At 70.0% G+C, this 24,068-nt stretch carries 30 protein-coding genes and 4 pseudogenes; 21 read left to right on the top strand and 13 right to left on the bottom strand.

All coding sequences use genetic code 11. From position 1 onward, the window contains the following. The first annotated feature begins 87 nt into the window (after positions 1–87). Complete coding sequence (locus AC6F7H_RS15025; protein WP_363034073.1) at positions 88–249, top strand: hypothetical protein; 162 nt, start codon at positions 88–90, stop codon at positions 247–249. A gap of 163 nt (positions 250–412) precedes the next feature. Continuing rightward, a complete protein-coding gene (locus tag AC6F7H_RS15020; protein ID WP_202278323.1) occupies positions 413–664 on the top strand; it encodes an SCO4226 family nickel-binding protein in 252 nt (83 codons plus the stop codon). Positions 665–695: 31 nt separating this feature from the next. Here the strand turns inward: AC6F7H_RS15020 and AC6F7H_RS15015 are convergent, their stop codons facing one another. Continuing rightward, the gene (locus tag AC6F7H_RS15015) at positions 696–1,991 is read right to left on the bottom strand and encodes an MDR family MFS transporter (protein WP_500757487.1); all 1,296 of its coding nucleotides are present in this window, start codon (positions 1,989–1,991) and stop codon (positions 696–698) included. A 150-nt stretch (positions 1,992–2,141) separates the two neighbouring features. Between AC6F7H_RS15015 and AC6F7H_RS15010 the strand changes: the two genes are divergently transcribed. Further along, the gene (locus AC6F7H_RS15010; protein WP_500757486.1) at positions 2,142–2,903 is read left to right on the top strand and encodes a phosphoglyceromutase; all 762 of its coding nucleotides are present in this window, start codon (positions 2,142–2,144) and stop codon (positions 2,901–2,903) included. 148 nt (positions 2,904–3,051) lie between these two features. On the opposite strand, the gene AC6F7H_RS15005 is transcribed toward AC6F7H_RS15010, so the two are convergent. Together AC6F7H_RS15005 and AC6F7H_RS15000 are read right to left on the bottom strand one after the other, a co-directional pair. After that, entirely contained in the window at positions 3,052–3,435 is a 384-nt protein-coding gene (locus AC6F7H_RS15005; protein WP_500757485.1) for a contact-dependent growth inhibition system immunity protein, read from the bottom strand. Next, positions 3,425–3,565 (bottom strand): hypothetical protein, encoded by a 141-nt coding sequence (locus AC6F7H_RS15000; RefSeq protein ID WP_500757484.1) that lies wholly within the window; start codon positions 3,563–3,565, stop codon positions 3,425–3,427. The genes AC6F7H_RS15005 and AC6F7H_RS15000 overlap by 11 nt, the downstream gene beginning before the upstream one ends. 299 nt (positions 3,566–3,864) lie before the next feature. On the opposite strand from AC6F7H_RS15000, the gene AC6F7H_RS14995 reads away from it, so the two are divergent. After that, positions 3,865–4,218 (top strand): hypothetical protein, encoded by a 354-nt coding sequence (locus AC6F7H_RS14995; protein ID WP_500757483.1) that lies wholly within the window; start codon positions 3,865–3,867, stop codon positions 4,216–4,218. 1,110 nt (positions 4,219–5,328) lie between these two features. Continuing rightward, positions 5,329–5,571: a hypothetical protein gene (locus AC6F7H_RS14990; protein WP_500757482.1), complete on the top strand. Its 243-nt coding sequence runs from the start codon at positions 5,329–5,331 to the stop codon at positions 5,569–5,571. Between the two features lie 60 nt (positions 5,572–5,631). Here the strand turns inward: AC6F7H_RS14990 and AC6F7H_RS14985 are convergent. Further along, a pseudogene (locus tag AC6F7H_RS14985) lies at positions 5,632–5,874 on the bottom strand (ATP-binding protein); the annotation flags it as partial. Between the two features lie 25 nt (positions 5,875–5,899). Here AC6F7H_RS14985 and AC6F7H_RS14980 point away from each other — a divergent pair. After that, a pseudogene (locus tag AC6F7H_RS14980) lies at positions 5,900–6,012 on the top strand (DUF1152 domain-containing protein); the annotation flags it as partial. 279 nt (positions 6,013–6,291) lie between these two features. Here the strand turns inward: AC6F7H_RS14980 and AC6F7H_RS14975 are convergent. The 3 genes from AC6F7H_RS14975 to AC6F7H_RS14965 form a co-directional block, all read right to left on the bottom strand. Then, positions 6,292–6,891: a hypothetical protein gene (locus AC6F7H_RS14975; protein ID WP_500757481.1), complete on the bottom strand. Its 600-nt coding sequence runs from the start codon at positions 6,889–6,891 to the stop codon at positions 6,292–6,294. A 298-nt stretch (positions 6,892–7,189) separates the two neighbouring features. Further along, positions 7,190–7,570 carry a hypothetical protein gene (locus AC6F7H_RS14970; protein WP_500757480.1) on the bottom strand — a complete coding sequence of 127 codons (381 nt, stop codon included), beginning with the start codon at positions 7,568–7,570 and terminating at the stop codon, positions 7,190–7,192. 336 nt (positions 7,571–7,906) lie between these two features. Then, on the bottom strand, positions 7,907–8,713 hold the full coding sequence (locus AC6F7H_RS14965) for a YwqG family protein (protein ID WP_500757479.1): 807 nt from the start codon (positions 8,711–8,713) through the stop codon (positions 7,907–7,909). A 186-nt stretch (positions 8,714–8,899) separates the two neighbouring features. On the opposite strand from AC6F7H_RS14965, the gene AC6F7H_RS14960 reads away from it, so the two are divergent. From AC6F7H_RS14960 to AC6F7H_RS14950, 3 genes are all read left to right on the top strand, one after another. Beyond that, on the top strand, positions 8,900–9,046 hold the full coding sequence (locus AC6F7H_RS14960) for a hypothetical protein (RefSeq protein ID WP_500757478.1): 147 nt from the start codon (positions 8,900–8,902) through the stop codon (positions 9,044–9,046). A gap of 365 nt (positions 9,047–9,411) precedes the next feature. Continuing rightward, positions 9,412–9,570 (top strand): hypothetical protein, encoded by a 159-nt coding sequence (locus AC6F7H_RS14955; RefSeq protein WP_500757477.1) that lies wholly within the window; start codon positions 9,412–9,414, stop codon positions 9,568–9,570. A gap of 282 nt (positions 9,571–9,852) precedes the next feature. Further along, positions 9,853–10,191, top strand: coding sequence for a hypothetical protein (locus AC6F7H_RS14950; protein ID WP_500757476.1), 339 nt, complete (start codon positions 9,853–9,855; stop codon positions 10,189–10,191). A gap of 217 nt (positions 10,192–10,408) precedes the next feature. Here the strand turns inward: AC6F7H_RS14950 and AC6F7H_RS14945 are convergent, their stop codons facing one another. Further along, positions 10,409–10,723, bottom strand: coding sequence for a hypothetical protein (locus tag AC6F7H_RS14945; protein WP_500757475.1), 315 nt, complete (start codon positions 10,721–10,723; stop codon positions 10,409–10,411). A gap of 225 nt (positions 10,724–10,948) precedes the next feature. On the opposite strand from AC6F7H_RS14945, the gene AC6F7H_RS14940 reads away from it, so the two are divergent. Continuing rightward, the gene (locus AC6F7H_RS14940; protein ID WP_500757474.1) at positions 10,949–11,377 is read left to right on the top strand and encodes a VOC family protein; all 429 of its coding nucleotides are present in this window, start codon (positions 10,949–10,951) and stop codon (positions 11,375–11,377) included. Positions 11,378–11,466: 89 nt separating this feature from the next. Here AC6F7H_RS14940 and AC6F7H_RS14935 read toward each other — a convergent pair whose 3' ends face one another. Next, positions 11,467–12,924 carry an FG-GAP and VCBS repeat-containing protein gene (locus AC6F7H_RS14935; RefSeq protein WP_500757473.1) on the bottom strand — a complete coding sequence of 486 codons (1,458 nt, stop codon included), beginning with the start codon at positions 12,922–12,924 and terminating at the stop codon, positions 11,467–11,469. A gap of 91 nt (positions 12,925–13,015) precedes the next feature. Continuing rightward, positions 13,016–13,450 (bottom strand): annotated as a pseudogene (locus AC6F7H_RS14930) (ATP-binding protein); the annotation flags it as partial. Here AC6F7H_RS14930 and AC6F7H_RS14925 point away from each other — a divergent pair. From AC6F7H_RS14925 to AC6F7H_RS14895, 7 genes and pseudogenes are all read left to right on the top strand, one after another. Next, positions 13,370–13,558: pseudogene (locus AC6F7H_RS14925) on the top strand (hypothetical protein); the annotation flags it as partial. The pseudogenes AC6F7H_RS14930 and AC6F7H_RS14925 overlap by 81 nt on opposite strands. Positions 13,559–13,640: 82 nt before the next feature. Beyond that, on the top strand, positions 13,641–13,859 hold the full coding sequence (locus tag AC6F7H_RS14920) for a DUF397 domain-containing protein (RefSeq protein ID WP_500757472.1): 219 nt from the start codon (positions 13,641–13,643) through the stop codon (positions 13,857–13,859). A gap of 317 nt (positions 13,860–14,176) precedes the next feature. Beyond that, positions 14,177–14,479 (top strand): hypothetical protein, encoded by a 303-nt coding sequence (locus AC6F7H_RS14915; RefSeq protein ID WP_500757471.1) that lies wholly within the window; start codon positions 14,177–14,179, stop codon positions 14,477–14,479. Positions 14,480–14,686: 207 nt separating this feature from the next. Beyond that, positions 14,687–15,031, top strand: coding sequence for a hypothetical protein (locus tag AC6F7H_RS14910; RefSeq protein WP_500757470.1), 345 nt, complete (start codon positions 14,687–14,689; stop codon positions 15,029–15,031). Continuing rightward, positions 15,028–15,384, top strand: a complete 357-nt coding sequence (locus tag AC6F7H_RS14905) for a hypothetical protein (protein WP_500757469.1) — start codon at positions 15,028–15,030, stop codon at positions 15,382–15,384. The genes AC6F7H_RS14910 and AC6F7H_RS14905 overlap by 4 nt, the downstream gene beginning before the upstream one ends. Before the next feature lie 124 nt (positions 15,385–15,508). After that, positions 15,509–16,405, top strand: a complete 897-nt coding sequence (locus tag AC6F7H_RS14900; RefSeq protein WP_500757468.1) for a phosphorothioated DNA-binding restriction endonuclease — start codon at positions 15,509–15,511, stop codon at positions 16,403–16,405. 46 nt (positions 16,406–16,451) lie between these two features. After that, the gene (locus tag AC6F7H_RS14895) at positions 16,452–16,664 is read left to right on the top strand and encodes a hypothetical protein (protein ID WP_500757467.1); all 213 of its coding nucleotides are present in this window, start codon (positions 16,452–16,454) and stop codon (positions 16,662–16,664) included. A 120-nt stretch (positions 16,665–16,784) separates the two neighbouring features. Here AC6F7H_RS14895 and AC6F7H_RS14890 read toward each other — a convergent pair whose 3' ends face one another. Further along, the gene (locus tag AC6F7H_RS14890; protein WP_500757466.1) at positions 16,785–17,252 is read right to left on the bottom strand and encodes a DUF2000 family protein; all 468 of its coding nucleotides are present in this window, start codon (positions 17,250–17,252) and stop codon (positions 16,785–16,787) included. Between AC6F7H_RS14890 and AC6F7H_RS14885 the strand changes: the two genes are divergently transcribed. Further along, positions 17,251–18,069, top strand: coding sequence for a helix-turn-helix transcriptional regulator (locus tag AC6F7H_RS14885; protein WP_500757465.1), 819 nt, complete (start codon positions 17,251–17,253; stop codon positions 18,067–18,069). The genes AC6F7H_RS14890 and AC6F7H_RS14885 overlap by 2 nt on opposite strands. Before the next feature lie 23 nt (positions 18,070–18,092). On the opposite strand, the gene AC6F7H_RS14880 is transcribed toward AC6F7H_RS14885, so the two are convergent. Together AC6F7H_RS14880 and mshA are read right to left on the bottom strand one after the other, a co-directional pair. Then, the gene (locus tag AC6F7H_RS14880) at positions 18,093–18,605 is read right to left on the bottom strand and encodes a type III secretion system chaperone family protein (protein WP_500757464.1); all 513 of its coding nucleotides are present in this window, start codon (positions 18,603–18,605) and stop codon (positions 18,093–18,095) included. Beyond that, positions 18,598–19,935, bottom strand: coding sequence for a D-inositol-3-phosphate glycosyltransferase (gene mshA, locus AC6F7H_RS14875; protein WP_500757463.1), 1,338 nt, complete (start codon positions 19,933–19,935; stop codon positions 18,598–18,600). The genes AC6F7H_RS14880 and mshA overlap by 8 nt, the downstream gene beginning before the upstream one ends. A 247-nt stretch (positions 19,936–20,182) precedes the next feature. Between mshA and AC6F7H_RS14870 the strand changes: the two genes are divergently transcribed. The 3 genes from AC6F7H_RS14870 to AC6F7H_RS14860 all read left to right on the top strand — a co-directional run bounded on the left by AC6F7H_RS14870 (position 20,183) and on the right by AC6F7H_RS14860 (position 24,064). Further along, positions 20,183–21,022 carry a class I SAM-dependent methyltransferase gene (locus tag AC6F7H_RS14870; RefSeq protein ID WP_500757462.1) on the top strand — a complete coding sequence of 280 codons (840 nt, stop codon included), beginning with the start codon at positions 20,183–20,185 and terminating at the stop codon, positions 21,020–21,022. A gap of 163 nt (positions 21,023–21,185) precedes the next feature. Further along, complete coding sequence (locus AC6F7H_RS14865; protein ID WP_500757461.1) at positions 21,186–22,370, top strand: C40 family peptidase; 1,185 nt, start codon at positions 21,186–21,188, stop codon at positions 22,368–22,370. Positions 22,371–22,675: 305 nt separating this feature from the next. Then, positions 22,676–24,064: a PP2C family protein-serine/threonine phosphatase gene (locus tag AC6F7H_RS14860; RefSeq protein ID WP_500757460.1), complete on the top strand. Its 1,389-nt coding sequence runs from the start codon at positions 22,676–22,678 to the stop codon at positions 24,062–24,064. Positions 24,065–24,068: the final 4 nt, after the last annotated feature.

The following is a 24,068-nucleotide window of genomic DNA, read 5'->3' as shown; positions in this document are numbered from 1 at the left end:
CACATGAGCCCCAATGCGCCGTTGATGCGCCCGCTGGAGCGGGCATCCAATGGGCACAGGCACGGCGCCAGTCTCGAGGAGGGACCCATGGCCGATTCCCCCAGCTCCCCCGGCACGACGCCCGATCCCACGCAGGAGCGGGAGACGGAGCAGCCCGCCGAGATCAGGAGTCTGACCCTGGTCGCCGCGTGCGGCTGCGGCTCCGGCTGCAGCTGTGGCTGCCAGTCGGGCAGCCCCTGCCAGTGCTGAGCACGCCCGCTGGTTGCTCGTCGCTCGTTGGAACACCCGTCCCGAAGGCCCCGGCGACCGCCGGGGCCTTCGGCATGCCGGGCGGCCGGTGCGGGCGCAGCATGGAAGTACGTACGCCCCGAGTCGGTACGTACGGCCCGGAGTGGGAAGGAGGTGCGAGGCCGTGACCCAGTTCATGGACATCCACCACGGCATGCAGGGCATCACGGCGGACCAGCTGCGGCAGGCGCATGAGGCCGACCTCGCGATACAGGAGGAAGAGAGCGTCTACTTCCGGCAGGCCTGGGCGGACCCGGAGTCCGGCACGATCTACTGCCTCTCGGAGGCACCCTCCGCCGAAGCGGTGCAACGCGTTCACGAGCGCACCGGCCACAAGGCCGACGAGATCCACGCGGTGCCGCTGTCGGTGCAGTAGGCGGACCCGACCCCGCCGGAGGCGGCGCCCCTCAGGGAGCACTGACCTCCGGCGTCTGCTGAACCCCGCCGGCCTTGCCCCCGCCGGCCTTGCCCCCGCCGGCCTCCCCCGCGTCGGTCGCGGTCTCCTCGACAGACAGGCGCCGCATCAGCAGCCCGTACCCGAGTCCGGCCACGGTGCCGATGACGGCGCACAGGCCCCACAGCCACCGCGCCCCGAGCCGGTCGATGACGAACCCCGACATCAGCGGGGCGACGAGCGCGGCGACGGCCCAGGACATGGTGTACATGCCCTGGTAGCGCCCGCGCCCGTGGGCCGGCGACAGCTGGACGACCAGCCCGGTCTGGGTGGGCGCGTTGACGATCTCGGCGAGCGTCCACACGCAGACGGTGAGGGCGAAGACGCCGACCGACCCGGCGAAGGCGGTGAGGCCGAAGCCGTACCCGGCGAGGAGCGAGGAGATCACCAGCAGCCGTCCGGGGTCCCGGTGCTCGATGAACCGGGTCACCGGAATCTGCAGCGCGACGATCAGCACACCGTTGACCGCGATGGCCATGCCGTAGTCGGCCGGGGTGAACCCGGCCGCGCCCATCGCGACGGGCAGGCCGACGGACCCCTGCTGGAAGACCAGCGCGACGAGGAAGGAGAGCCCGACGACCCCCATGAACCGCCCGTCCCGCAGGACGGTCCCCAGCCCCACGGAGTCCTCCCGCGCCTCCTCGGCACTCCGCACGGGCTTCGACTCGGGGAGCTTCACGAAGACGACGACGGCGCACACCATGGTCATCGCGGCCTCGATGAGGAACCCGGCGAGGTAGCTGTACTCGGCGATGAACCCGGCGGCCGTGGCGGAGACGGCGAAGCCGAGGTTGATGGCCCAGTAGTTGAGGGAGAAGGCGCGGATACGGTCCTCGGGCCGGACGATGTCGGCCATCATCGCCTGGACGGCGGGCCGGGACGCGTTGCCGGCCATGCCGACGAGGAAGGCGACGGCGGCGATGGAGACGGGGTCGCGCACGAAGCCGAGGGCCGCCACGGACACGGCGGTGGAGGCCTGCGCGATGAGCAGCGTGGGCCGCCGGCCGATCCGGTCGGTCATCACCCCGGCGCCCAGCGAGGAGATCACCCCGCCGAGGCCGTGCACGGCGACGACGACACCGGCGTAGGTGGCGGAGTAGCCGCGGTCGAGGGTGAGGTAGAGCGCCATGAAGGTGGCGACGAAGGCACCGAGCCGGTTGACGAGGGTGCTGGTCCACAGCCACCAGAACGCCGGGGGCAACCCGGACACGGTCTCCCGCACCGCACGCCGGACACGGACGACGGACACCACGCAACCCCCCGATGTAAGCACCTGAAAAGGTGATCACACCTTACAGAGGAACCGGAGGAGTCCTCCACTCGATTAACGGGTCCCGCCGGCCGTCCGCCCAGCGAGCGGGGGCACGGCCCGCTCACGGCTTCGATTACGCTCGGACCCATGGCCGACGTACCGTACAAGCTGATCCTCCTCCGCCACGGCGAGAGCGAGTGGAACGCGAAGAACCTGTTCACCGGCTGGGTGGACGTCAACCTCACTCCGAAGGGCGAGAAGGAGGCGACGCGCGGCGGTGAGCTGCTCAAGGACGCCGGCCTGCTGCCCGACGTGGTCCACACGTCCCTCCAGAAGCGCGCCATCCGCACCGCGCAGCTGGCGCTGGAGTCCGCCGACCGCCTCTGGATCCCGGTCAGCCGCAGCTGGCGCCTGAACGAGCGCCACTACGGCGCCCTCCAGGGCAAGGACAAGGCGCAGACCCTCGCGGAGTTCGGCGAGGAGCAGTTCATGCTGTGGCGCCGCTCCTACGACACCCCGCCGCCCCCGCTGGACACCGACGCCGAGTACTCCCAGTTCGACGACCCGCGCTACGCGACCCTCCCGCCGGAGCTGCGCCCGCGCACGGAGTGCCTGAAGGACGTCGTCGTCCGGATGCTCCCGTACTGGTTCGACTCGATCGTCCCCGACCTCCTGGCCGGTCGCACGGTCCTGGTCGCCGCCCACGGCAACAGCCTGCGCGCCCTGGTCAAGCACCTCGACGGCATCTCCGACGCCGACATCGCGGGCCTGAACATCCCGACGGGCATCCCCCTCTCCTACGAGCTCGACGCCGACTTCAAGCCGGTCGTCCCGGGCGGCACCTACCTCGACCCGGACGCGGCCGCGGCCGCCATCGAGGCGGTCAAGAACCAGGGCAAGAAGAAGTAAGCCCGCACGAATGGGCCCCCTGCCTGCGGTTCTTCCGTCGGCAGGGGGCTTCTCGCTGCACTGAGGCCGCCCCTGGGCCGCCGAGCCCCGCCCGGCTTCTCCACTGCGCCGGTCTGCCTGTCCATGGGCGACATCCCGTGCCGGTGCTTCATGGAGCCAGGAACCGCTCAGCCTTCTGTCGCAGGTCAGGCGGCAGGTCGGTCAACTCTGAGACGATCACGCCAAGCTCGCGGTCCAGTTCGGAAGAACCGGTCCAGACCGCCGGGTTCCTGGTGAGGACTGCGGACAGCAGATCACCTTCGTACATGTCCCCCTCTGCCATCGGGTTCTCCCGCAGCACCTCCAGTGCCAGCGGCAGGAGATAGGGCAGTCCTATGTCCTGCCCGATCAACAAACGCATGTCCTCGACGGTCAGCTCGCCGATCGGCCGACGCCGCAAGGCGTGTGCAGTAGCGACAAGACGGGTGGCGTCGGCCGACGGGGCCGGCCAGCGGTCGCGTTCAAGCTCTTCAAGAGAGCGGTCACGATTCAAGGGGCGCCTCACCGCCCGATTGTCCTACGCAGCCCTCGACACCTTCGAGGACGAGCTCGCCGGACTCGGCGAGACCGGCGACGAGCAGGTCTTCGCGGTGGTGGTACGCGTCGTCCCGGCCACCCGCCACGACCGCATCGTCAGACCGGTCACCCCCGTCCAGGGAACCTCAACAAGATCGTGTGACGAGTTCTACGCAGGGACGGTCATGTCTGGACGGCTTTTCCATGCGGCCCGAAATGTACCTCGCTGACAAACATTTAGGCACGTGCCCGAACAGGCTGCCATATGTGGTGCTGCAGCAAACCGCGTGTAACGCAATGGCGCTCACACGACGCAGAGCTATGTGGAAACAGGCCACAGGCCGAGGCTGACTCTCGCTACCTGGGCCGGCCCTGCCGACAGAACAGCGTCAGATCGGAAATTGTTGTGAACAACATCGACCCGGCTGCCGGGTACCAGACGTACGACCAGCCCCCGAGGCCCGACCGTACCGCGCGCAACGAGGCCACTGCGCGGCGCGCAGCCCTCACGATCTGCACGATCGCCGACGTTGCGGCAGGTCTGCTGGGCCTGTGGATCGTGCTCTACCTGCTCGACGCGAACCAGGCGAATCCCTTCGTTGAATTTGTGCACGGAACGGCGGACTGGCTGTCCGGGTGGGCACGAGACATTTTCACGATGGACACAGAAGGCCTGCGCGTTGTCCTCAATTACGGTCTCCCGGCCGTTATCTATTTGCTGATCGGTCATGGGATCGCTGCCCGGATCAACCGGGCTTGACCGCACCGGTTGGGATGGAACCGTGCTGACCGTAGGTTGCGGTCTGTGGGTCCAGTTGCCCCCGTTGAAGCCTGGACCACATTTGCTGAAGATCCGCGGTCAGTCCGGTGACTTCTCCGTCGGCGTGGCTGACCGTCGTCGGCTGAGGTTCAGACGGGTCACCGTCGTCAGCCGAACGTGGCCCCGCACCGGTCAAGGCCGGGCGGTCCCTGAGCCGTCCGAGGCCGCTCGACAGTGGCCCACGACGACCGACGGTGACCACTCAACCGCTCATGAACACCGCCCTGACCTCACAACGCCGAAGTCAGTGACGGACAGGCCCACAGGCTGCCCGACGCTCCGGAAGCTCACGGGGCCATGATCACTCACTCCGAAGCCGCTCCGCCGACCGCGCGATAGGCTCACCGCCCGTATGGACAGGCCTCAGAACCGCAGGGGGGAGGAGCGGTGCAGCTCACCGTGCACTGGTGGGACCTATGGGCGCCCGTTTCGATGATCGTTCTGAGCGTCATCCTCAGCCGGGCAACTCGTCGGCGTCGGCACAGACGGCAGACAGCAGTGAGGTGGCGCTCACGGACTCACTGGGAGTGGCTGCCGTTCATGTTCGGGCTGACCGTAGCGATCGGGGAGCTCCCGCTCCTCCTCGGTGTACCCGATCCGTGGACCACGGTCTCTGACGTGATCGCCCGTGCGCTCGCCCTCACCACCGTGTTCATGGCCGTCCGGACGGTGTTCGTCCTTTTCACGCGCGGCATCCGGCTCCTGTTCCGACGCCGAGGAGCGGACACCAGTACTGACAGCGACCGACCGCAGCCGATGCCGGAAAGTCAGGGCACTCGGCACGCGTCAAGTGACATCAGCGGCTGACACCTACAGCGGTAAACGAACGCGCATCAAAGCGGACCCCGGCGGCCACTCCAACACCGCGCGACTGCCGAATTCCAGTGCCGGGGTCCGTGATGGTCGACCTGATGAGGATGCGGCTCGAACCCGTCCCAGGCAGGGCGTCGCCCTCAACCGACGGGTGGCGCCCCACCGGCTCGACTCGGCCGTTGAGACTCCACCGGCCTCACAACCAGGGAACATATGAGACTCGCACCTGTAGCCGCCGTGGTTCTCTCGTCTGCCGCCCTGCTCGCAGGGTGTGCGCAGGAAAAGACCGATCTGCCGCCACCCAGGTCGGCGGCAGAAGGCGCCTGGTACGCGAGCAGCCAGGAGCAGCGCCAGGAGTACTGCGAGGCTTACCGCGCGCACGACCCACAGCACCCCATCCACATCCCTTCGTATCCATCAGCGGAGTCGGAGGATGAGTTCGCCGACAACTTCTACAACGTGCTGCAGGAGAAGTGCTGAGTGCGAGCGGGCCGTGTGCCAAGGGGTCGCCTTTTCCTGACATCACCTTCTGACAGCAATGATCAAGTCGACAAGCAGCAACCCGCTTCCATGCGCGTCGTCGGCGTCGGGGCACCAGAGCCTCACGTTCGCCGGGAAGCCGGGGTTGTGCACCTCGGCCCGGTACGAAGCCTGCTCCCGGAACCCCTCCACCCGCACGAGCCACGGTTCGTCCGCCTGCCCGTAGTGGATGGCGTCGGTCACCCGTTCCGAGATCACCAGTTCGCAGTCATCGACCGAGCAGGCCAGGTTGTACGGGGCGATGAACCTCCGGAACCAACGCCGGGATCGGGGCGACGAACCAACACCGGAGAGCCAACTCGCCACTCCCTGGCACTGGCAGCATGCGCCCAAGCCAACGCATTCATCCGTCTGTTGGTCGCCGACCCCGGACTCGACGGCTAACTGTCGTACGAGGAACCGGGATTCACCCGCCACTGGGCCTGAACCGACGTCATCACCAGCGCGACCGAACGACTCGACGCCTTCCAGAACTCCGGTCGACCAGCAGATCCATCCGCCTCGACGAGCCTGACCCGCCCCACCGGAAGCATGGAACCCGGCGCCCGCCCAAGGCGACAATCGGGCCGGCGGCCCGCCCACACGCCCCGACAGACGAAGAAGAGCCCGTCAGCAAGCTGACGGGCTCCCGCGAAAGGCAGAGGCTAACCTGCCATCAGGTCAGATCGTCGGTGTCTCATCGACGATCTCTTTGTGCGGTTCGACAATGAACCTCCAGCCATCGCTGGGCTCCATGAATCGCACTCGGGTCGGGTAGATGTCCAAGGCGCGGCGGTCCCGGTTCTGGCCGTTCGCGTTCTTCCGACCCCGGGCCGGCTCCTCGAACAAGTCGACCTTGACATCCGGCACCGCGAGGACTTCCTCGTTCCAGCGCTGGACGATCCCCGCGCCGAAGGCGTCCCGGGCGGCGGAGTAGAGCGACTCCAGAGATTCCTTGTTCCCGTTGGGCACGAAGAGGGCGAGATTCAGGAGGACGCCGGCATTCTGAAGAACCTCGATTTCTTCCCCTGCCTCGTCGGCAACCCAGATCCCAGGCTCCTCGGCATTGTCCGGGAGAACACGGATTTCCTGACCGAAGATCGTCCTCGCGATGAAGGAACCTCCCTCAAAATCCTTACCCGGCTCCGTAAGAGAAGCCGGGGCATAGCAGTCGAGAGGAAGGCCGTCCATCTCTGCCGAGACGAAGATTCCGTCCTGGAGACCCAACTCCGAAACCTCTTCGGCCGTAAGACGTCGAGCCGTGACCTTCTCGGTGTTCACGCCATTCCCCTTTTTTTCGTGGCGCCCTGCGAATTCATTGAAACTCTATCATGAAAACGATCACCCAGTTCCCGCTCGCTTTCCCCTGGAGGGACAGAGGAAGAATCCTCCCACGTCACCGGTGAAACGCGGCAAGCGCAGAGAAATGTCGCGATGCTCAAGAGGCTACCTGCCCGCTTCGGCGGCGCTTTCAGCGACCAAGTCAACCGTCAAGTGGAATGCGAGCAAACTTAGCCGAATGGAAAAAGCAGACAGAAGGTGCCTTGACGCTCAGCATTGCGCTGTGCTTGCGTTCCCATCACGATGGGCCGGATCCCAGTGACCCGACTGAGCGAACCGCGGCGGCCCCCTCTCCGGTCCAGGAGAGCACCTGAGCCCCGGTGCAGCTGGTGATGTGGCCCACCTTGTGGAGGCTGCACTCGAATCCGACGGCGACGATGAACCAGATGTCGAGAAGCGGGGTGTTGACGAATCTGCGCACCCCGAATGCAGTCGCCGGCCCGGCCGCCGGCGTGACCACGAAAGATGCGAGGACCAGCCAGCCCCAGGCGCCTGCCCCGACGCCAAAGGCCAGCGCGGTCACCCCGGCGCCGGTCAGCGCGAAGACGGCGGTGCAGAGCGCGCGGTGTCCGTAGCCGCCTCCAGGGTCAGCCAGCGCCACGAACAGCAGGCCGAACAAAGCACTGAGAAGGTACTGCTCATGCCCGATCGCCCAGAAGACGCATCGGCACCAGCCCGACGTCCAGGAACGCCACCGCTCTCGGCCAATTGAGCCCTGCGGGGCTGAGCGCGAACACCTTCGACAGCGCGGTCATGACCTTTCCCCGGCGAACGGACTGCGCTGCTCGCCTGCTCTCCGTGGCCACGGCTGCCCTCTCTTGCCTGACCCACCGGGTATGCCCCTTGAGTGAAGAACTCTCCGACTCTGTCGAGGTCGCCACGAAGCGACCCGCCGGTCGGCGTCCCGAAGGCGTGGCTGAGGCCGGTGAGGGGGTGCCGGAGGGCACCGTGGCAGTCAGTGGCAGTCGAAGCGCCAGTCCCACGGGAGGCCGGGGCACTGGCGGCAATGGAAGAAGTAGACGCCGCCGCAGTCGCCCAACTGTATGTCGCCGGTGATGGTCAGAAGGTGCTCCATGCGGTGTCCGCTCTCGCAGTCCGGCCAGTCGGCAGGCTGCGTCCAGGCGGGCCAGCCACCGACCTTGGTCCCGATGATGTTGGAGTCGGGTGGCCACACGGAGCCGCCCATCGGCAACCGGAAACGAGGTTCCCAGGTCTTCCGCATGTCCTCGGGCAGATCGAGCGACCTCGGAAAGTCCTCCGCGACCGTCGGGGACAACGTGGACGGTTCCGGCATGTTGTCCTCGTCGTACTCCCCTTCACCCACCCCGGGGATCTCGGACAGCAGCCCGCCGGCCACGACCTCCGTCTCGTTGCGCCAGTACAGCTGCGGCATCACCGGCCCGGGATCCTGATCATGCGTCAGCGCGCACCACACCAGCTGCAGCAGATCCTTCCCCTCCGGGAACTCCGACCCCGGCACATCCCGGGCGAACAGTTGGAGGATCGGCACCATCGGCACCGCGCCCGGGACGATCTCGGTGTGTTTGTGCCCGTCGAACCCGTACGTCCAGTGGTCCTCCTGCGCGCAGTACGGCCACGGCTCATCCGCGGGCCACAGCAGCCCGCCTCCCAGCGAGCTCTCCCGCACGCCGGGGTTGCCGGGTTCCGGGTTGAGGAGGGTGGTTTCCCGGGCAAGGGCCGCGTACTCCGGTATCAGGGTGCGCAGGTCCTTCGCGGGCAGTTCGGGTGCGTCTCCGGGCATCGAGGCTCCTCAGGCGTACAAAGATCGACGGGATGCTGCGGGCACGTTAGTACGCGCCACCGACAACCCCGTACGGCAACGGCCGCCTCGCCACACCCCCTGGATCCTGCCGCACGGGACCCACAACACGACCCCGATGCTCCGACCGTCTGTGGACCGCGAAACCAGAAGGCCGGGAACCGTTCGGTGGTCATCGACTCGGATGATCATCCGGTCGCGATCATCGAGGTGCCCGACTTCGTCGTGGACGTCACGACGCCGGCGGTTCTGGAACGCTTCCGTGTCGCCACCGACCTCCGCCTCGCCGCTCGATCTCGCCTGATCCACGAGTGACGCCGTGCCCCTGACGTGCCCGACGGAACGGGGAGCCCCGGGGAACGACAGAGCGCTGCCCGGAAACACGCAGGTCAGCGTCGCACCAGTTCACGCCGCATCCGGTTACGCGCTCTTCCGAACCAGGGCACCAGACCGTATGGAGCTAGCGTGGGAGAAGGACATCGAGCGGATGCCCGGCACCGGCCGATGAAACGGAATATGACATGGCCACGCAAGCAAGCAGGACGGACCCCAGCACCGCGCCTTCCGGTGCGCCGATTCCGATCACGAGGCCCCCCGGGCCCCGCGCCGCAGCCGAACACGTCGTCTCAAGCAATACGGTGACCGTCCACATAGGCGACCGGCGGCTCGAACTGCCACCCATGGACCAGCTCGCATTCCTCGCGGGCCTCGGCTTCCTCGCGGCACTCGAACTCATCGAGTGGCCCATCGCGCTCGCCATAGGCGTTGGGCACGAACTCGCCCGCAGCCGCCACGGCAAAGTGCTGCGCGAGTTCGGGGAAGCCCTGGAAGAAGCGTGACACGCGCTTCCTCAACGTGCCGTTGACACCTTCGCGTGGCGCCGGCGCGAACAGCTCCGGGATGCCACCCAGCCTGCTCGAGTGACCGACGGGGCGCATCCGCCAAGGCACTCGTGGTGGACGACATCAGCGGCTGACACCAGCAGGCGCGTACAGCGGCGGTCGGCGCCGAACCTGAGCGGCCGATCAGCCGCGGCTCAGCACGGTGGCCGGTGAAGCGAGGTCGCGGCTGCCGTCGGTCGTCTCCGGCTGTGCAGCAGCACAGCGTGTGCATCATGGAGCATGGGGATTGATCTGGAACTGCACTCGACGCGGCCTACCCGCACGGGGCGGAAGTCCCGCGCAACGCTCCTGCGGAGTTCCTACGGGCACGGCGAGGCGTTGGCCGATGCGCTCGGCTCACTCCAACTCCTCGGAGTATCCGGCCGGCTCACCGCCATCGACCCGTACGGGGACACGTTGATGAATGAGCAGGAGGCCGCAGTCGCCCTTCAGGAGATCCCCCAACTGAAGCAGCGATGCGGAGAGGATCGTCAGCTCGCCGCACTGGACGACCTCGCGGCGATACTTGAGCAGTGCGTGGACACCCCAGGCAGTTACCTGTGGTTCGCGGGCGACTGAAGCCCGTGCCATAGCCGTGCCGGAAGAAGCGGGGAACCACGGGGAACACCGGGCAGCAGGTTGGGGGCGGACCGGATCGCCGGCTCCTCGAACAGCAGACGCCTTCGCCTGGATGACCCGGTCCACCGAGTCGGGTTGACCGCCGGGGCAGGGGCGGTGCACTGTTTCCGCCACCCGGAGTGGTCGAGGGTCCGCAGGACGATCCTGCGAGTGCCCGTCATGGTGTGGCGAAGAGGGCGAACAGCCCCGCTCCGCCGCCCAGGAGCAGGAGCAGGAGCTGCATTGTGCCGGGGATGCGCCATCCCAAGGCGAGCAGGCCACCGCCCGTGACCACCGCGCCCCCGGCCAGGAGCCACATCGCCTGCCGGGCGACCCCAGGGGCATCCGATGGGTCGGGGGTGTCGTAGCCGTCGGACCATCCCGTCATCCCGTAGCCGTACAGCAGCCAGGCGATCACCATCAGGTCGATCAGAAGCAGCGCCGCGCCGACTCCCGCCTGCTGACCGACCGACGGCCTGCTTGCACGCTTCATCCCCACCGCCGTCCCGGCTGTCGCCCCTCGTCCGTCCACCGCATGGGAGACAACAGCATGCGGCCTCGGACCTCGCCCCACATGAGTACGCCTACTCAGACGCTCAGATGATGTGAACGCCCCTGTGAGCCGTGGAGCACGCGGACGCCTTCAAGACGTAGGTCCCCCGTCCGCCCTGCCTGCCTTCCGTCCGATCGGCCGCCGGTCACGGCACAGTGGGGAGGCATGGAGGCAGAGGGCAGGAATCTTCTGGCACGGGGACGCGTGGCGACCAGGCTGCCGGCCCAGGATCTGGAGCGGGCGCGGCGTTTCTACTCCGAGAAGCTCGGTCTGGAGCCCGTCGACGAGCGGCCGGGCGGACTGCTGTACCGGTGCGGCGGTACGGAGTTCGCCGTGTTCCGGTCGGCGGGGGCCTCGTCCGGGGCCTTCACGCAGATGGGGTGGCAGGTCGACGACGTCGAAGCGGTCGTAACGGAGCTGAGGCGGCGCGGCGTGGTGTTCGAGGTGGTCGACCTGCCGGGGTTCCGGACGGCGGAGGACGGGATCGCCGAGATCGAGGGGAACTACCCGAGCAAGGGCGCCCGCGGCGAACGCGCCGTCTGGTTCCGCGACAGCGAGGGGAACCTGCTGGGCATCGGCGAGCCCGTCGTGTGAACGCGTCCGCAGCAAGCTGGAAGTGCTCTGCTCCCTGAAGGCGGACCGGACCGCCTGCCGGATGCCGTGGGGCAGGCGGTCCTCGGCCGTCAGTGCGGGAAGGGGCCGCCGAGGTTCTTGTACGACAGCTTGAGCGATTTCACCGTGAACGTCTTCGAACCGGTGCCGGTGGTGCCGGTCTTCGAGCCCTTCAGCAGGTGGACCATTCCCCAACGGGTGTTGTCCAGCTGATCGTTCGTGTCGACGACCAGGTCGGCGCGGCCGTCGCGGGTGTAGTCGGTGAGCTTGAGGTTCCGGCCGAAGTAGTCGTCGTTCTCGATCGCCCCCGCGATGCCGGAGGTGTTCTGGTGGTACGCCTTGGCCCCGGTGCCGGACAGGCCGCCCGCTCGGCCGAGCAGGACCGTGACCGACCCGCCCTGCCGCTTGCCCGCCAGGTCCTCGCCCGGAGCGCCGACGGCCAGGTCCGCGTATCCGTCACCGTTGACGTCGCCCACCGCGATGGCCGCGCCGAAGTAGTCCTCCTTCTCCGAGGTGCCGGGCACGCCCGCCGTGTTCTGCGTGAACTTCACCGGCTTGCGTGAGGTGTTCGGGCCGGAGGAACCGCCGTAGTGGACCGTGACATAGCCGCGTTCCCCGTCCGGCTGCTCGTATCCGCGGCCGATGGCGAGGTCGCCGTAGCCGTCCTTGTCGAAGTCGCCGATGGCGGTGACGGGGCCGCCGCCGAGCTGGTGGCCGCCGTCGTCCGGTACGTGTATCTCGTGCGCGCGCCGGGCGAAGGAGCTGCCGCCGCGGTGGAAGTAGGCGCTCAGGTCGACGTCGCCGCGTCCTTCCTGGAGATCGTCGCCGAGGATGTACAGGTCGGTGGCGGTACCCGCGTCGACCCGGCCCGCCGCCAGTTGGGAGGCGTGCAGGTAGCCGTAGTCGCCGCCGAGGGACTGCCAGCCGCTCTTTCCGCCGGCGCGGGTGAAGGGGCCCTTGAGGAGGATCACGCCGGCCCGGCTGTCGCTGATCGCGGTGAGGTCCTGGTCGCCGTCGCCGTCGAAGTCGCCGGCCACGACGTCCAGCCCGAACTGGTCGCCCGAGCCCGCGTACTCCGGTGCGATGGGCGAGTGGAAGACGGTGCCCGAGCCGAGTCCCTTGGCTCCGCCCCACACCACGGTCAGTCCCCCGCGCATCCGGATGTCGCCCACCGCCTCCCCCGGAGAGGCGACGACCAGGTCGGCGTAACCGTCGCGGTCGAGGTCGGCACTGGTCGCGGCGAATCCCCAGGCGTCCTCCTTCTCCACCACGCCGGGTATGCCGGGCGAGTCCTGGTGGATCGTCTGGACGCGCGTGCCGGGGCCGGTCGACGTGCCGTAGACGACGGTGACCCGGCCGTCCTTGCCGTGTGTCCCGCCGAGCATGACGAAGTCGCGGTAGCCGTCGCCGTTGAAGTCGTCGGCGAGCTTGGCGGGGGCCGCGGCCGCCGTGGGTGCGGTGAGGAGCGGGGTGCAGACCGCTGCCGCGAGGGCGACCGCGGTGGCGAGGACGGTGCGTGGGGCGCGCATGACTCTCCGTTGTCCGGTAAGGGCGTCGCAGGTGTCTGCAACTGCGGTAACTGCGATCTTGAGATCTCGGACATTGGACGCATAGACATGCTCAATGGTTGTAGGGCGGAAGGCACTCCCCGTGGTCGGCGGGCCCGGTGATCGCCATCTCCGCCCAGACCGTCTTGCCCACGGGTTCCCGGGGCTCCCAGCCCCAGCGCTCGGCCAGGACGTCCACCAGGAGCAGGCCGCGGCCGGACTCGCCGTCGGGACACGAGGAGGGCGAAGCCGCCGGTGACCGTTTCGCGGCGGCGTCGGCGACCTCGATCCGCACCAGGCCCGCCGCCTCGTCGAGGACGAGGCGGAGACGGAAGTCGTGCCCCGGGACGCGGCCGTGCCGCACGGCGTTCGCGGCGAGTTCGCCGACGACCAGGGCGACCGTGCACGACACGTCCGAGGCCGACGGGTGCCCCCACTCCTCCATGCACCGCACGGCGAGGCGCCGGGCGAGCCGCGCGCCGCAGGGTGTGGAGGCGAACTGGGCGGCTCGCTCACGGTCCTCACCCTGCCGGACGGTTCAGAGGTCGCCTACACCGAAGGGGCGCACTACGGCCAACTCATCGAGGATCCGGACGAGGTGAGGAAGTTCTCCCTGACCTGCGATCGGCTGCGGGCGGCAGCTCTGCCCCCGCTCATGTCGCTCGGCATGATCCGAACCGTGATGGAGGACAACCATCGTGGAGCGAACGTCCCGTCCCGATCAGAACGGCGCCGCCTGGCGCAGGGGCAGCTACAGCAATCAGGAGGGCGGCAACTGCGTGGAGGTGGCCCCCGGATTCCCCGACGTCGTCCCCGTCCGTGACAGCAAGGCCCCGGACGGTCCCGCTCTCTGCTTCGCAGACGGCTCCTGGGCGGCGTTCATAGGGGAGTTGAAGGCCGGCCCGCACCGGATCTGAGGCGGCCGGGTGCCGGTCACGTCGCCTCTTCCCGGCCCGCCGGTTCCTCGTCCGCGAGAAACCGGTGGGCTGCTGAACTTCCCAAGGACCGGGGAAAGAACTACCTCCGCGTCCCGCTTCCGGGAAACGCCCCTGCCCCCGCCGCCCCGGGTTCCGCTCCCGCCGACCGTGCTGCCGTCCCAAGACGACGGGAGTCGCCGGTGGAGGCCTGGCGAGTCACCGGTGATTTCACGGCCCGCGAAAAAGCCGAAATGCCTTTGCCTGGCTATGAGTTCACGGCCGAGGGGTCGGTCGATCGGCTGTCCTATTCTTCTGGCATGGCGAAGTGGTGGCGGTCTCTGGGCAAGGCGTTCTGGGCTCTGGACCGGGTCCTGGGTGGGCAGCAGCCTCCGACCCGGCTCCAGCAGTGGGTGGCCCGTCACCCGGTCGGGGTCGGTCTCTGCCTGGCCGTTCCCCTCACGCTCCTCTTCTGGCTGACAGCGCCCGAGGGAGAGCCCGGTTCTCTTCTGTTCGCCGTGATCTTCGCGCTGCCCATGGGACTTGTCTTCGGGCTCACGGCCGTCTTGGAGCGGCTTCGGCAGCGTCGGCTCAGGCGGCTGGGGATATGGGACGGGTCGTGAGCCGGTGGTGATCCGTCGGAGTCGGGGGCGGTCGGCGCTGCCGGATGCCGGAAGGCCGCGGCGTGACCTCTTTGCCGTACCGGGCGGGTGCGGAGGCCCGGCCGAGCGATCATCATGACGGGTGATCATTTCCGATCGGGCCGTCGGTCACGTCGGTCACGGCCCTGACCGGGTGCGCGTGAGGCGGTGGGGCAGATGCTCGAATTCATGACTGAGCCGGCGGACATGGCCGTGGGCGTGTTGATGCTGGTCGTGGCGGCGGGTTGCACACGACTGGGATGGACGTTTCTGCGTCGGCCCCGGGAGTCTCCGGTGATCATGCGGGGACCCGGGTGGCTCGTCCGCGCCCGGGGCCTCTGCTACCCGCTGCTGGGGTTGGGCCTCGCCGCGGGGGAGATGGGCCGGACAGCCGGTGAGGAACCGACCTGGACGTTGAACCTGATCCGCTGGATCGCCGGGCCGCTGGCGGCCCTCCCCCTGTTGGCCGGAGAGGTCCGACGGCGGCGGGAGCACCGCACCGGCCGGGTGGCGTGCGAGGGGCGGCGGGTGTGAACCGGCGCGTCTCCTGGGGCGAGGCCCTGCTCGTGGCCCTGGCCTGCTGGGCGGTCAGCGGCCTGGGGTACGCCGTGTTCGCCGCTCTGGACGAGCCGGGCCTCGCGGTCGCACCCCTCCTGGGCATGGGGCTCGTCCAGTGGTTCTGGACGCGTCACCGCGTCTGGCCGGCCGCGATCGCGGCGGCTTTCGCGGGGTTCGTCGTCCTGTTCGGGGCCGTCGACCTTCTGCGCCCGGACCTGGGCCGGTACGTCGGTGACGCGCTGGCCACCGGACTCGGCGCGACGGCGGCCCTGGTCGTCTTCACCCTGACGTGCCGCATCCGCACACGGACCGGCGACCGAAACCACTGAGCCTGACCGGGCGGGGACGTTCCGTTCGCCCGCGTGGCCGGCCGGAGCATCTGGGCGCCGGACGTGCCCGGCATACGGTCCGACCGTATGCCGGGCCGCAGGACCGCCGTTACGATCACGGCCCATGGACTGGGCAGAGCGCGCAGCGGAGTTGAGGCAGTGGAGCAGGAGCGGGGTCCGGGCCCCGCACAAGCCGTTGCTCCTGTTGTACGCCCTCGGCCGGTTCCAGGAGGACGCCGAAGGCGAGTTGGCCTACAGCGCGGTCGAGGAGGACCTGAAGCGGCTGCTGGCCGAGTACGGGCCGCCCCGTCCGACCACGCCCGCCTACCCGTTCCACCACCTGGTCAGCGACGGGGTGTGGGAGGTGCGGAGCGATCGCGGGGCCGGTAGCCCCGGTACCGGGGTGCGGGAGCTGCGCGCGACCGGCGCCACCGGACGGCTCGTACCGGAGTTGCGGGTGGCGTTGCGGCGGGAGCCGTCGCTGCTCGGCCGTATGGCACAGGTGCTGCTCGACGCCAACTTCCCGCCCTCGCTGCACGGCGAACTGTGCGAGGCCGTCGGCCTGGAGCTGGAACCCGCGGAGACGACCCGTCTCACGGCCGTCCGGCGGCAGCGGGACCGCCGGATGCGGGAGCTGGTGCTGACCGCGTACGAGCACCGGTGCGCCTTCTGCGGTTACGACGGCCGGATCGGGAGCGTGCCCGTGGGGCTGGAGGCGGCGCATGTGCGCTGGTGGGCGTTCGACGGTCCGGACGACGTCGACAACGGGCTGTGCCTGTGCTCGCTGCACCACAAGCTCTTCGACAAGGGCGTCCTCGGAGTCGGCGAGGGCCACCGCGTCCTGGTCTCACAGCGTTTCGTCGGGCACGGCGCCGCGGCCCGCGCGCAGGTCACCGAACTCTCCGGACGGCCCCTCATCGGCCCGCAGCCGGGAACCGCCCCCGTCGCGGCACCGCACCGCGCCTGGCACCTCACGCAGGTCTTCCAGGGCGCCCCGCGTCCGGCCGACGCGACCTGGTAGGCGCGCCGATACCACGAGTACGGTCGCTTGTACGGCGACCAAGAAGGTGACCGCGACGATCCCCGAGGACCTCCTGGAGGAGATCCGCGAGAAGGCCGCCGTACGCGGACTGTCCGCGTACGTCACCGATGCGCTGCGCCTCAAGAGGGACCGTGACCGGCTCCGGGGACTGGCCGACCGGCTCCAGGAGGAGTACGGCCCGGTCACCGCCGAGGAGCACGCGGCCGCGCTCGCGGCGCAGAGGCCGAAGACAAACTGACCACCGTCGGCAGAGCCCTGGCCGCCGTGCCCCACCTGCACTCCCCGAAGGGGATCAGCGGGCCGTCCACGTCAGGAAGAGGAGCGGGCGAGGCGATGGCACCGGCATGCGCTCACCGTCTCACGGGTGCATCCTCGCCCCCTTCAGGACCTTGTCCACCGCGTTCCTCGGGCCGTGGACCGCCAGGCCGACCAGGTCCAGGTCGGGGGTGCCGACGGCGCGGACCGCCGCGCGGTTGGCCTCGTCGTGGCCCGTGGAGAAGAGGTCCGAGGTGAACAGCGCGCGCGGCAGGGCGCGGGAGAGGGCGCGGGTGTGCGCCGCCTTCAGGGTCTCCTTGGCGCCCTCGAAGACCAGCACCGGCTGGCGGAACATCGGCAGGTAGGGCACGCCGTCCGCGTCCTCGTAGGGCTCGCCGATCAGGTCGGGTACCTGGGTACCCAGGCCGCTGATCAGGAACGCGGTGACGTTGAGGCGCTGCCAGGTCTCCAGGTCCTCGCGCAGCAGGACGGCGATCTTCGTGTCGAAGCGAGTGCTCATGCCTCGAGACTGCCGATCGGCGTACGTCCCGGTCTTGTACGTTGTTTGCATGCCCGCAGCGCGCGCGGATCGCCCCCGGCGCACCGTTTCCGCCTGGCGGCCCCGGGTCCCGGGCGTCGTGGAGGTGTTCCACGCCTCCTTCACCGGGTACGCCTACCCGATGCACGTCCACGACGCCTGGACGCTGCTGATCGTCGACGACGGCGCCGTGCGGTACGACCTCGACCGGCACGAGCACGGCACCCCGCACGACACCGTGTCGCTGCTGCCACCCCATGTCCCGCACAACGGCGCCCCCGCCACCCCGGACGGCTTCCGCAAGCGGGTGCTCTACCTCGACGGCACCCACCTCGGGGACGGCCTCATCGGGGCCGCCGTCGACCGGCCCGACCTGCGTGATCCCCTGCTGCGGCGGCGCGTCGGGCAGGTGCACGCGGCACTCGTGGGACCCGGTGACGAGTTCGAGGCGGAGAGCAGGCTGACGCTCGTCGGGGAGCGGCTACGGGCCCATCTGCGGTCCCGGGACGATGCCGCGCGGGCGCCCCGGCGGGACCCCGTCCTCGCCCGGCGGCTGCGCGAACTGCTCGACGCACGGGTCGTGGAGGGGCTCGGTCTGGCGGAGGCCGCGGGGCTGCTGTCCGCTCATCCCGCGCACCTGGTACGGGCGTTCAGCCACGCCTACGGCATCGCGCCGCACCAGTACCTGCTGTCCCGCCGGGTGGGCCGGGCCCGTCGGCTGCTGCTCGACGGGGGGTCGCCGAGCGAGGTCGCGGTGACCACCGGTTTCTACGACCAGGCCCATCTCACCCGGCACTTCCGGAAGTTGGTCGGAGTCACACCGGGCCGCTACCGAGCGGAAGGCCGGTAGCCCTGCCGCGACCTGCGCGGTCCCTACTCGTCCGAGGGGCGCTCGGTGAGTCGGGTGAACGCGTCCAGGTTCCGCGTCGACTCCCCGCGCGACACCCGCCAGGCGTGCTCCTTGCGGATCGCGGTGGCGAAACCCAGTTCCAGCAGGGTGTTGAAGCTGCCGTCGGCGGCCTCCAGGACCTGCCCGAGCAGCCGGTCGACCTCGTCCGGGATCACGGCGGCCAGCGGGAAGCGGCCGGTGACGTAGATGTCGCCGAGCGGGTCCACGGCGTAACTCACGCCGTACAGCTTGAGGTTGCGCTCCAGGAGCCAGCGGTGGACGGCGGCCTCGTTCTCGTCGGGGTGACGGATGACGAAGGCGTTGAGGGAGAGCGAGTGCCGGCCGACGATGAGGGAGACCGTCGTGGACAGTTTGCGGGTGCCGGGGAGCTTCACGACGTACGTGCCGGCCGCCGGGCTCTCCCAGTCGAGTTCGGCGTCCTTGAGGACGCCCTCGATGACCTGTGCCGCCGCCTGCCGCTGTTCCGCTTCAGCCATGCTGGGAGCGTACGTGACGGCGGTGGGCCTGCGTCGCGGCCGTGTAGACGTCGGCCGTGGCGGCGGCCGACCTGTCCCAGCCGAAGGACCGGGCGTGCCGGGCGGCGGCCTCGCCCATCCGGTCGGCGAGCTCGGGCCGGTCGGCGAATTCGAGCAGCACGCGCGCGTAGGCCTCGGGGTCGTGCCCCTGGACGAGGAAGCCGGTGTGTCCGTCCCGTACGGCCACCGGCAGGCCGCCGACCGAGGCGGCGAGCACCGGGGTGCCGGCGGCCTGCGCCTCTATGGCGACCAGGCCGAAGGACTCGCTGTAGGAGGGCATGACGAGGACGGACGCGGCCCGGAACCAGTCCGCGAGCTGTTCCTGCTCGACCGGCGGACAGAACCGTACGACGTCGGCGACGCCCAGGCGGGCGGCGAGTTTCTGCAGTCCCTCGGGCTTGGCGAGGCCGCTGCCGCTGGGGCCGCCGACCACGGGGACGCAGAGCCGGGAGCGCAGCTCGGGGCGCTCGTCGAGCAGCGCGGCGACCGCGCGGAGCAGCACGTCGGGAGCTTTGAGCGGCTGGATGCGGCCCGCGAAGAGCGGGATCAGGGCGTCCTGGGGCAGCCCGAGGCGGGCGCGGGCGGCGGCCCGCCCGTCGGACGGGCGGAAGCGGGACAGGTTGACGCCGGGATGGACGACGGCGACCTTGTCCGGGTCGGCCGAGTAGTGCTGTACGAGTTCCTCGGCCTCTCCGGCGGTGTTGGCGATCAGCCGGTCCGCGGCGGCCACTATCTGGGTCTCGCCGATGACCCGGGCGGCCGGTTCGGGCGTGTCGCCGACGGCGAGGTTGGCGTTCTTGACCTTGGCCATGGTGTGCATGGCGTGCACCAGGGGGACGCCCCAGCGCTGGGCGGCGAGCCAGCCCACGTGGCCGGAGAGCCAGTAGTGGGAGTGGACCAGGTCGTAGTACCCGGGCCGGTGGCCGGCCCACGCGTGCATCACACCGTGCGTGAAGGCGCACAGCTGGGCGGGCAGCTCCTCCTTGGCCAGGCCCTCGTAGGGGCCGGCGTCGACGTGCCGGACGAGGACGCCGGGCGCGAGTTCGACGGAGGGCGGCAGGGCTGCGGTGGTCGCGCGCGTGAAGATCTCGACCTCGATGTTGATCGCGGCGAGGCGCTGCGCGAGTTCCACGATGTAGACGTTCATGCCGCCGGCGTCGCCGGTTCCCGGCTGGTGCAGCGGGGACGTGTGCACGGAGAGCATCGCCACGCGGCGGGGCCTGCGATGCAGTCGCAGCCGCGGGGGTGCGGCGGGGGAGCGCCGCCCGAGCCTGGCGATGTACTGGCTCACGTGGCGTTCCTCCTCGTTGTGGGCCTGACTTTCCGGCATGGTTTTCGGGGGCGTGCGGGCCCTCCAGCTCCCCAACACCGGAGGGGCCCGCTCCCATTTCCGGGTGACCTCTCCGGATCGGGTCTTTGCCGAATCATTACCGAATGTCGCTCAACCGTTCGAGTGCCGGGTGCGTAGGCGCGGGGCCGTCGTCCGGCGCCCCCGGTCGATTCCCGGCGGGCTCGCCCGCCCGCATACCCTCGTACGCATGACCGCCCGCGCCGCCGCCCTCCCCCACTCCCGGAGGTCCCCCGTCGTGGGCACGGTGACGCGCGGGACGACCAACCCCAACCGCCTGCGCCGCATGGACCGCTGGATCGCGGCCACGCACGGCACCGCGCTGCGCCGCACCGACCACCCCGTCGCCGTCGACCTCGGCTACGGCGCCGCCCCCTGGACGGCGGTCGAACTGCTGCACCGCCTGCGCACCGTGGCCCCACGCGCGCGCGTGGTCGGCGTCGAGATCGAACCGGCCCGGGTCGCGGCGGCCCGCCCGTACGAACGTGAGGGGCTGGCCTTCCGGCACGGCGGCTTCGAGGTCCCGCTCCCCGGACGTCCGACGCTGATCCGCGCGGCGAACGTCCTGCGCCAGTACGACGAGGCCGAGGTCGCCGCCGTCTGGCAGCGGCTGTGCGCGCGACTCGCCCCGGCCGAACCGGCGAGGGGCTCACGCGGCGGACTGCTGGTCGAGGGGACCTGCGACGAGATCGGGCGGCGGCACGTATGGGTCGCCCTCGGCCCGGAGGGACCGCGCACGGTCACCTTCGCGACCCGGCTCGGCTCCCTGGAACGCCCCTCGGACCTGGCGGAACGCCTGCCGAAGGCACTCATCCACCGCAACGTCCCCGGCGAACCGGTGCACGCCTTCCTGCGCGACTTCGACCGCGCCTGGGCCGCCGCCGCGCCCTACGCCTCGTACGGTGCCCGTCAGCGCTGGATCCGTACGGTGCGGGATCTGACCGCCGACTGGCCGGTGACGGACGGGCCGGCCCGGTGGCGGCAGGGCGAAGTCACGGTGCGGTGGGAGGCCTTGGCGCCACGGGGGTGAACTCCGGGAACGATCTCCGTGAGTCGTTCGTCACATCGACGGGGCGAGCGCCATAACAGGGAGGGGCGGCCGGGAAGCGTCACCTCTGTCACTTCGGGCGCCGGCATGGCAACATCCCCTGACGAAGGATGTTACTGACGGTTAATCAGTTTGGGGGCGGGTCATGGAGACGGGCAAGCGCATGCTGACCACGGCGGCAGTGGCCGTGGTCTGCGCGATCACCGTGCTGGCGGCGCCGGGCACGGCGTTCGCGGCCCCCACTCCCCCGCCGCCCCCGGCGCCGAGCGCGAGTGCGAGCTCCGACGTCGCGCCGTCCAAGGACCTCGAAGCCGTGCGCAAGAAGCTCGACAGGCTCTACCGCGCCGCGGCGGTGGCCACCGAGGAGTACAACGCCGCCGAGGAGAAGGCTGAGCAGCAGTCCACCGAGATCGCCCGGCTGGCCAAGAAGATCGTCAAGGGCAGGGAGAAGCTGGACGAGTTGAAGGACCGCGCGGGCGCCGCGGCCGCGTCCCAGTACCGCGGTGGCGGACTCCCGCCCGAGGCCCACCTGATGCTGAGCGACGACCCGCGGGAATTCCTCGTCGGTGTGGGCCGGATCCGTCAGGGCCAGCACGCGACCAAGGGCCTGCTCGGTGAGATGAAGCGCACCCAGGAGGACTTGGAGCAGTACGCGCAGGACGCCGACGCCCAGTGGCGGAAGCTGGAGGCGGGCCGCAAGGTGAAGGCCGAGGCGCAGAAGAAGATCGAGAAGCAGATCGCGGCGGCCGAGAAGGTCGAGTCCGAGCTGGAGCAGGAGGAGAAGGAACGGCTGGCCGAGCTGGAGCGGCGGGCCGCCGAGGAGGCCCAGTCCGCCTGGCTGAACTCCGGCGTCCTCGACGGCATCGGGGCGGAGGCGACCGAGCAGGGCAGGAAGGCCGTCGCGTACGCCACCGCGCAGATCGGCAAGCCGTACGAGTGGGGCGCCGAGGGCCCGAAGACGTACGACTGCTCGGGGCTGACCTCACAGGCGTGGAGAGCGGGCGGGCAGGGCATCCCGCGCACCTCGCAGGAACAGTGGAAGCAGCTGACGCGCGTCGCCGTCACGGAGATGCGGCCCGGCGACCTCGTCATCTACTTCGACGACGCCAGCCACGTCGGCATGTACATCGGAGACGGAGCCATCGTCCACGCCCCGCGCCCGGGACGGGCGATCACGATCGCGGGAGCCGGTTCGATGCCGATCCTCGGGGTGGTCCGCCCGGACCCGAATGCCGACGAAAACGGCAATGACGACAAGGCCGGCAAAGCCGGCAAGGTCGACAAGAGCATCAAGAAGGGCGAGAGCGGCGAGAACGCGGACGCGAACTGAGCGACCCGTGACCTGCGCCATGTGACCCGGTCCACGCCGATGACGCGGCCGCACCCCTGCGGGCGTGACGTTCGTCATCCCGGCCACATCGCCGACGTGCCCAACTACTGCCCATAACGCGGCATATGACACCGGCTGATGGCCGAGCGGCGTGCTCCACACCATTCCGCTGCGGCGCCGACACCCGCTATCGTCCCCGCTGGAAGGGGCGCCCCCTGCTCGTCCGAAGTGGAGAGCACGGGGTGCACGGGCCGAGATCCCGCGCCCCCACCACGCCCTCGGGGGGAGGGAAGGAACCCGGAAGAATGCCCGCACCCGTACCGCGGCAGAGAACGCTCCCGGCCGCGGAAAGCGGTCAGACGCACGCCGCATCACCGAACGGTGGCCCCGCCGAGGACGCCTCGGAGGCCGGAGCGACGGCCCCGCGCACGGCGGAGCACACCGAGGACGACGCCAGGAACGAGGCGACCTCGACCGCCCCCACCAACCTCACACTGCTGCTGATCGAGGACGACCCGGCGGGCTCACCGATCGTGCCGGACCTGCTCGACCAGACCGGCAAGCCGATCCGTGTGCGCACCGCCCGCAACCTCACCGAGGCCGAGCGGCTGCTGACCGACGACGTCCACTGCATCCTGCTGGACCTCGCACTGCCCGCACCCGGCAGCCGGGCGGGCAACGGCAACAGCGGTGGCAGTGCCGGCGACAACGACGAGCTCGCCGTGCTCAAGCACGTGCTGGAGCTCGCGCCCCGGCACGCCGTCCTCGCGCTGACCGCGTCGGGCGACGCCGAGCGCGGCGCGGAGGCGGTGCGCGTGGGCGCCCAGGACTACCTCTTCCGCGACGAGCTGGACGGTCGGCTGCTGAGCAGGGCGATCCGGTACGCGGTGGAACGGAAGCGTTCCGACACCGCCGAGCGGCGGCTCGCCGAGGGCAGGCTGCGCGCCCAGGAGAACGCCCGCCTGGAACGCGGCCTGCTGCCGACCCCGCTCCTGGACGGCTCCCCGCTCCGCTTCGCCGCCCGCTACCGTCCGGGCCGCTCGCGCGCCCTACTCGGCGGTGACTTCTACGACGTCGTCCGCACCCCGGACGGCACGGTGCACGCCATGATCGGCGACGTCTGCGGCCACGGCCCGGACGAGGCCGCCCTCGGCGTGGAGCTGCGCATCGCCTGGCGCGCGCTGACCCTGGCGGGCCTGTGCGGGGACGAGCTGCTGGGCACGCTGCAGCAGGTGCTGGAGCACGAGCGCGCGGACGACGAGATCTTCGCGACCCTCTGCGCGGTGGACATCTCCCCCGACGGCCGCCGGGCGGGCCTGTGCCTGGCCGGCCACCCCTCACCGCTCCTCGCCCGGCCGGACCGACCCGCGCGACTGCTGCCGTACGACAACAACGGCCCGGCACTCGGGCTGCTGCCCGGCGCCCGCTGGCCGCGTACGGAGGTGGAACTGGGCACGGAGTGGAGCCTGATGCTCTACACGGACGGCCTGATCGAGGGCCGGGTCGGCGACAGCGGGGAACGGCTCGGCCAGGACGGCATGGTCGGCATGGTCCACCGCCAGCTCACGGACGGACTGCGGGGCGAGGAACTGCTGCGGGCGGCCGTCAACGAGGTCCGCGACCTCAACGGCGGGGAGCTGACGGACGACGTGGCGGTGCTGCTCCTGGACCGGGTGCCACCGCAGCGGCCGTGACGGG

It is taken from the genome of Streptomyces sp. MMS24-W38 (genome assembly GCF_059889265.1).
The sequence above is the reverse complement of the archived record's forward strand: the minus strand, read 5'-3'. Positions and strand labels throughout refer to the sequence as shown.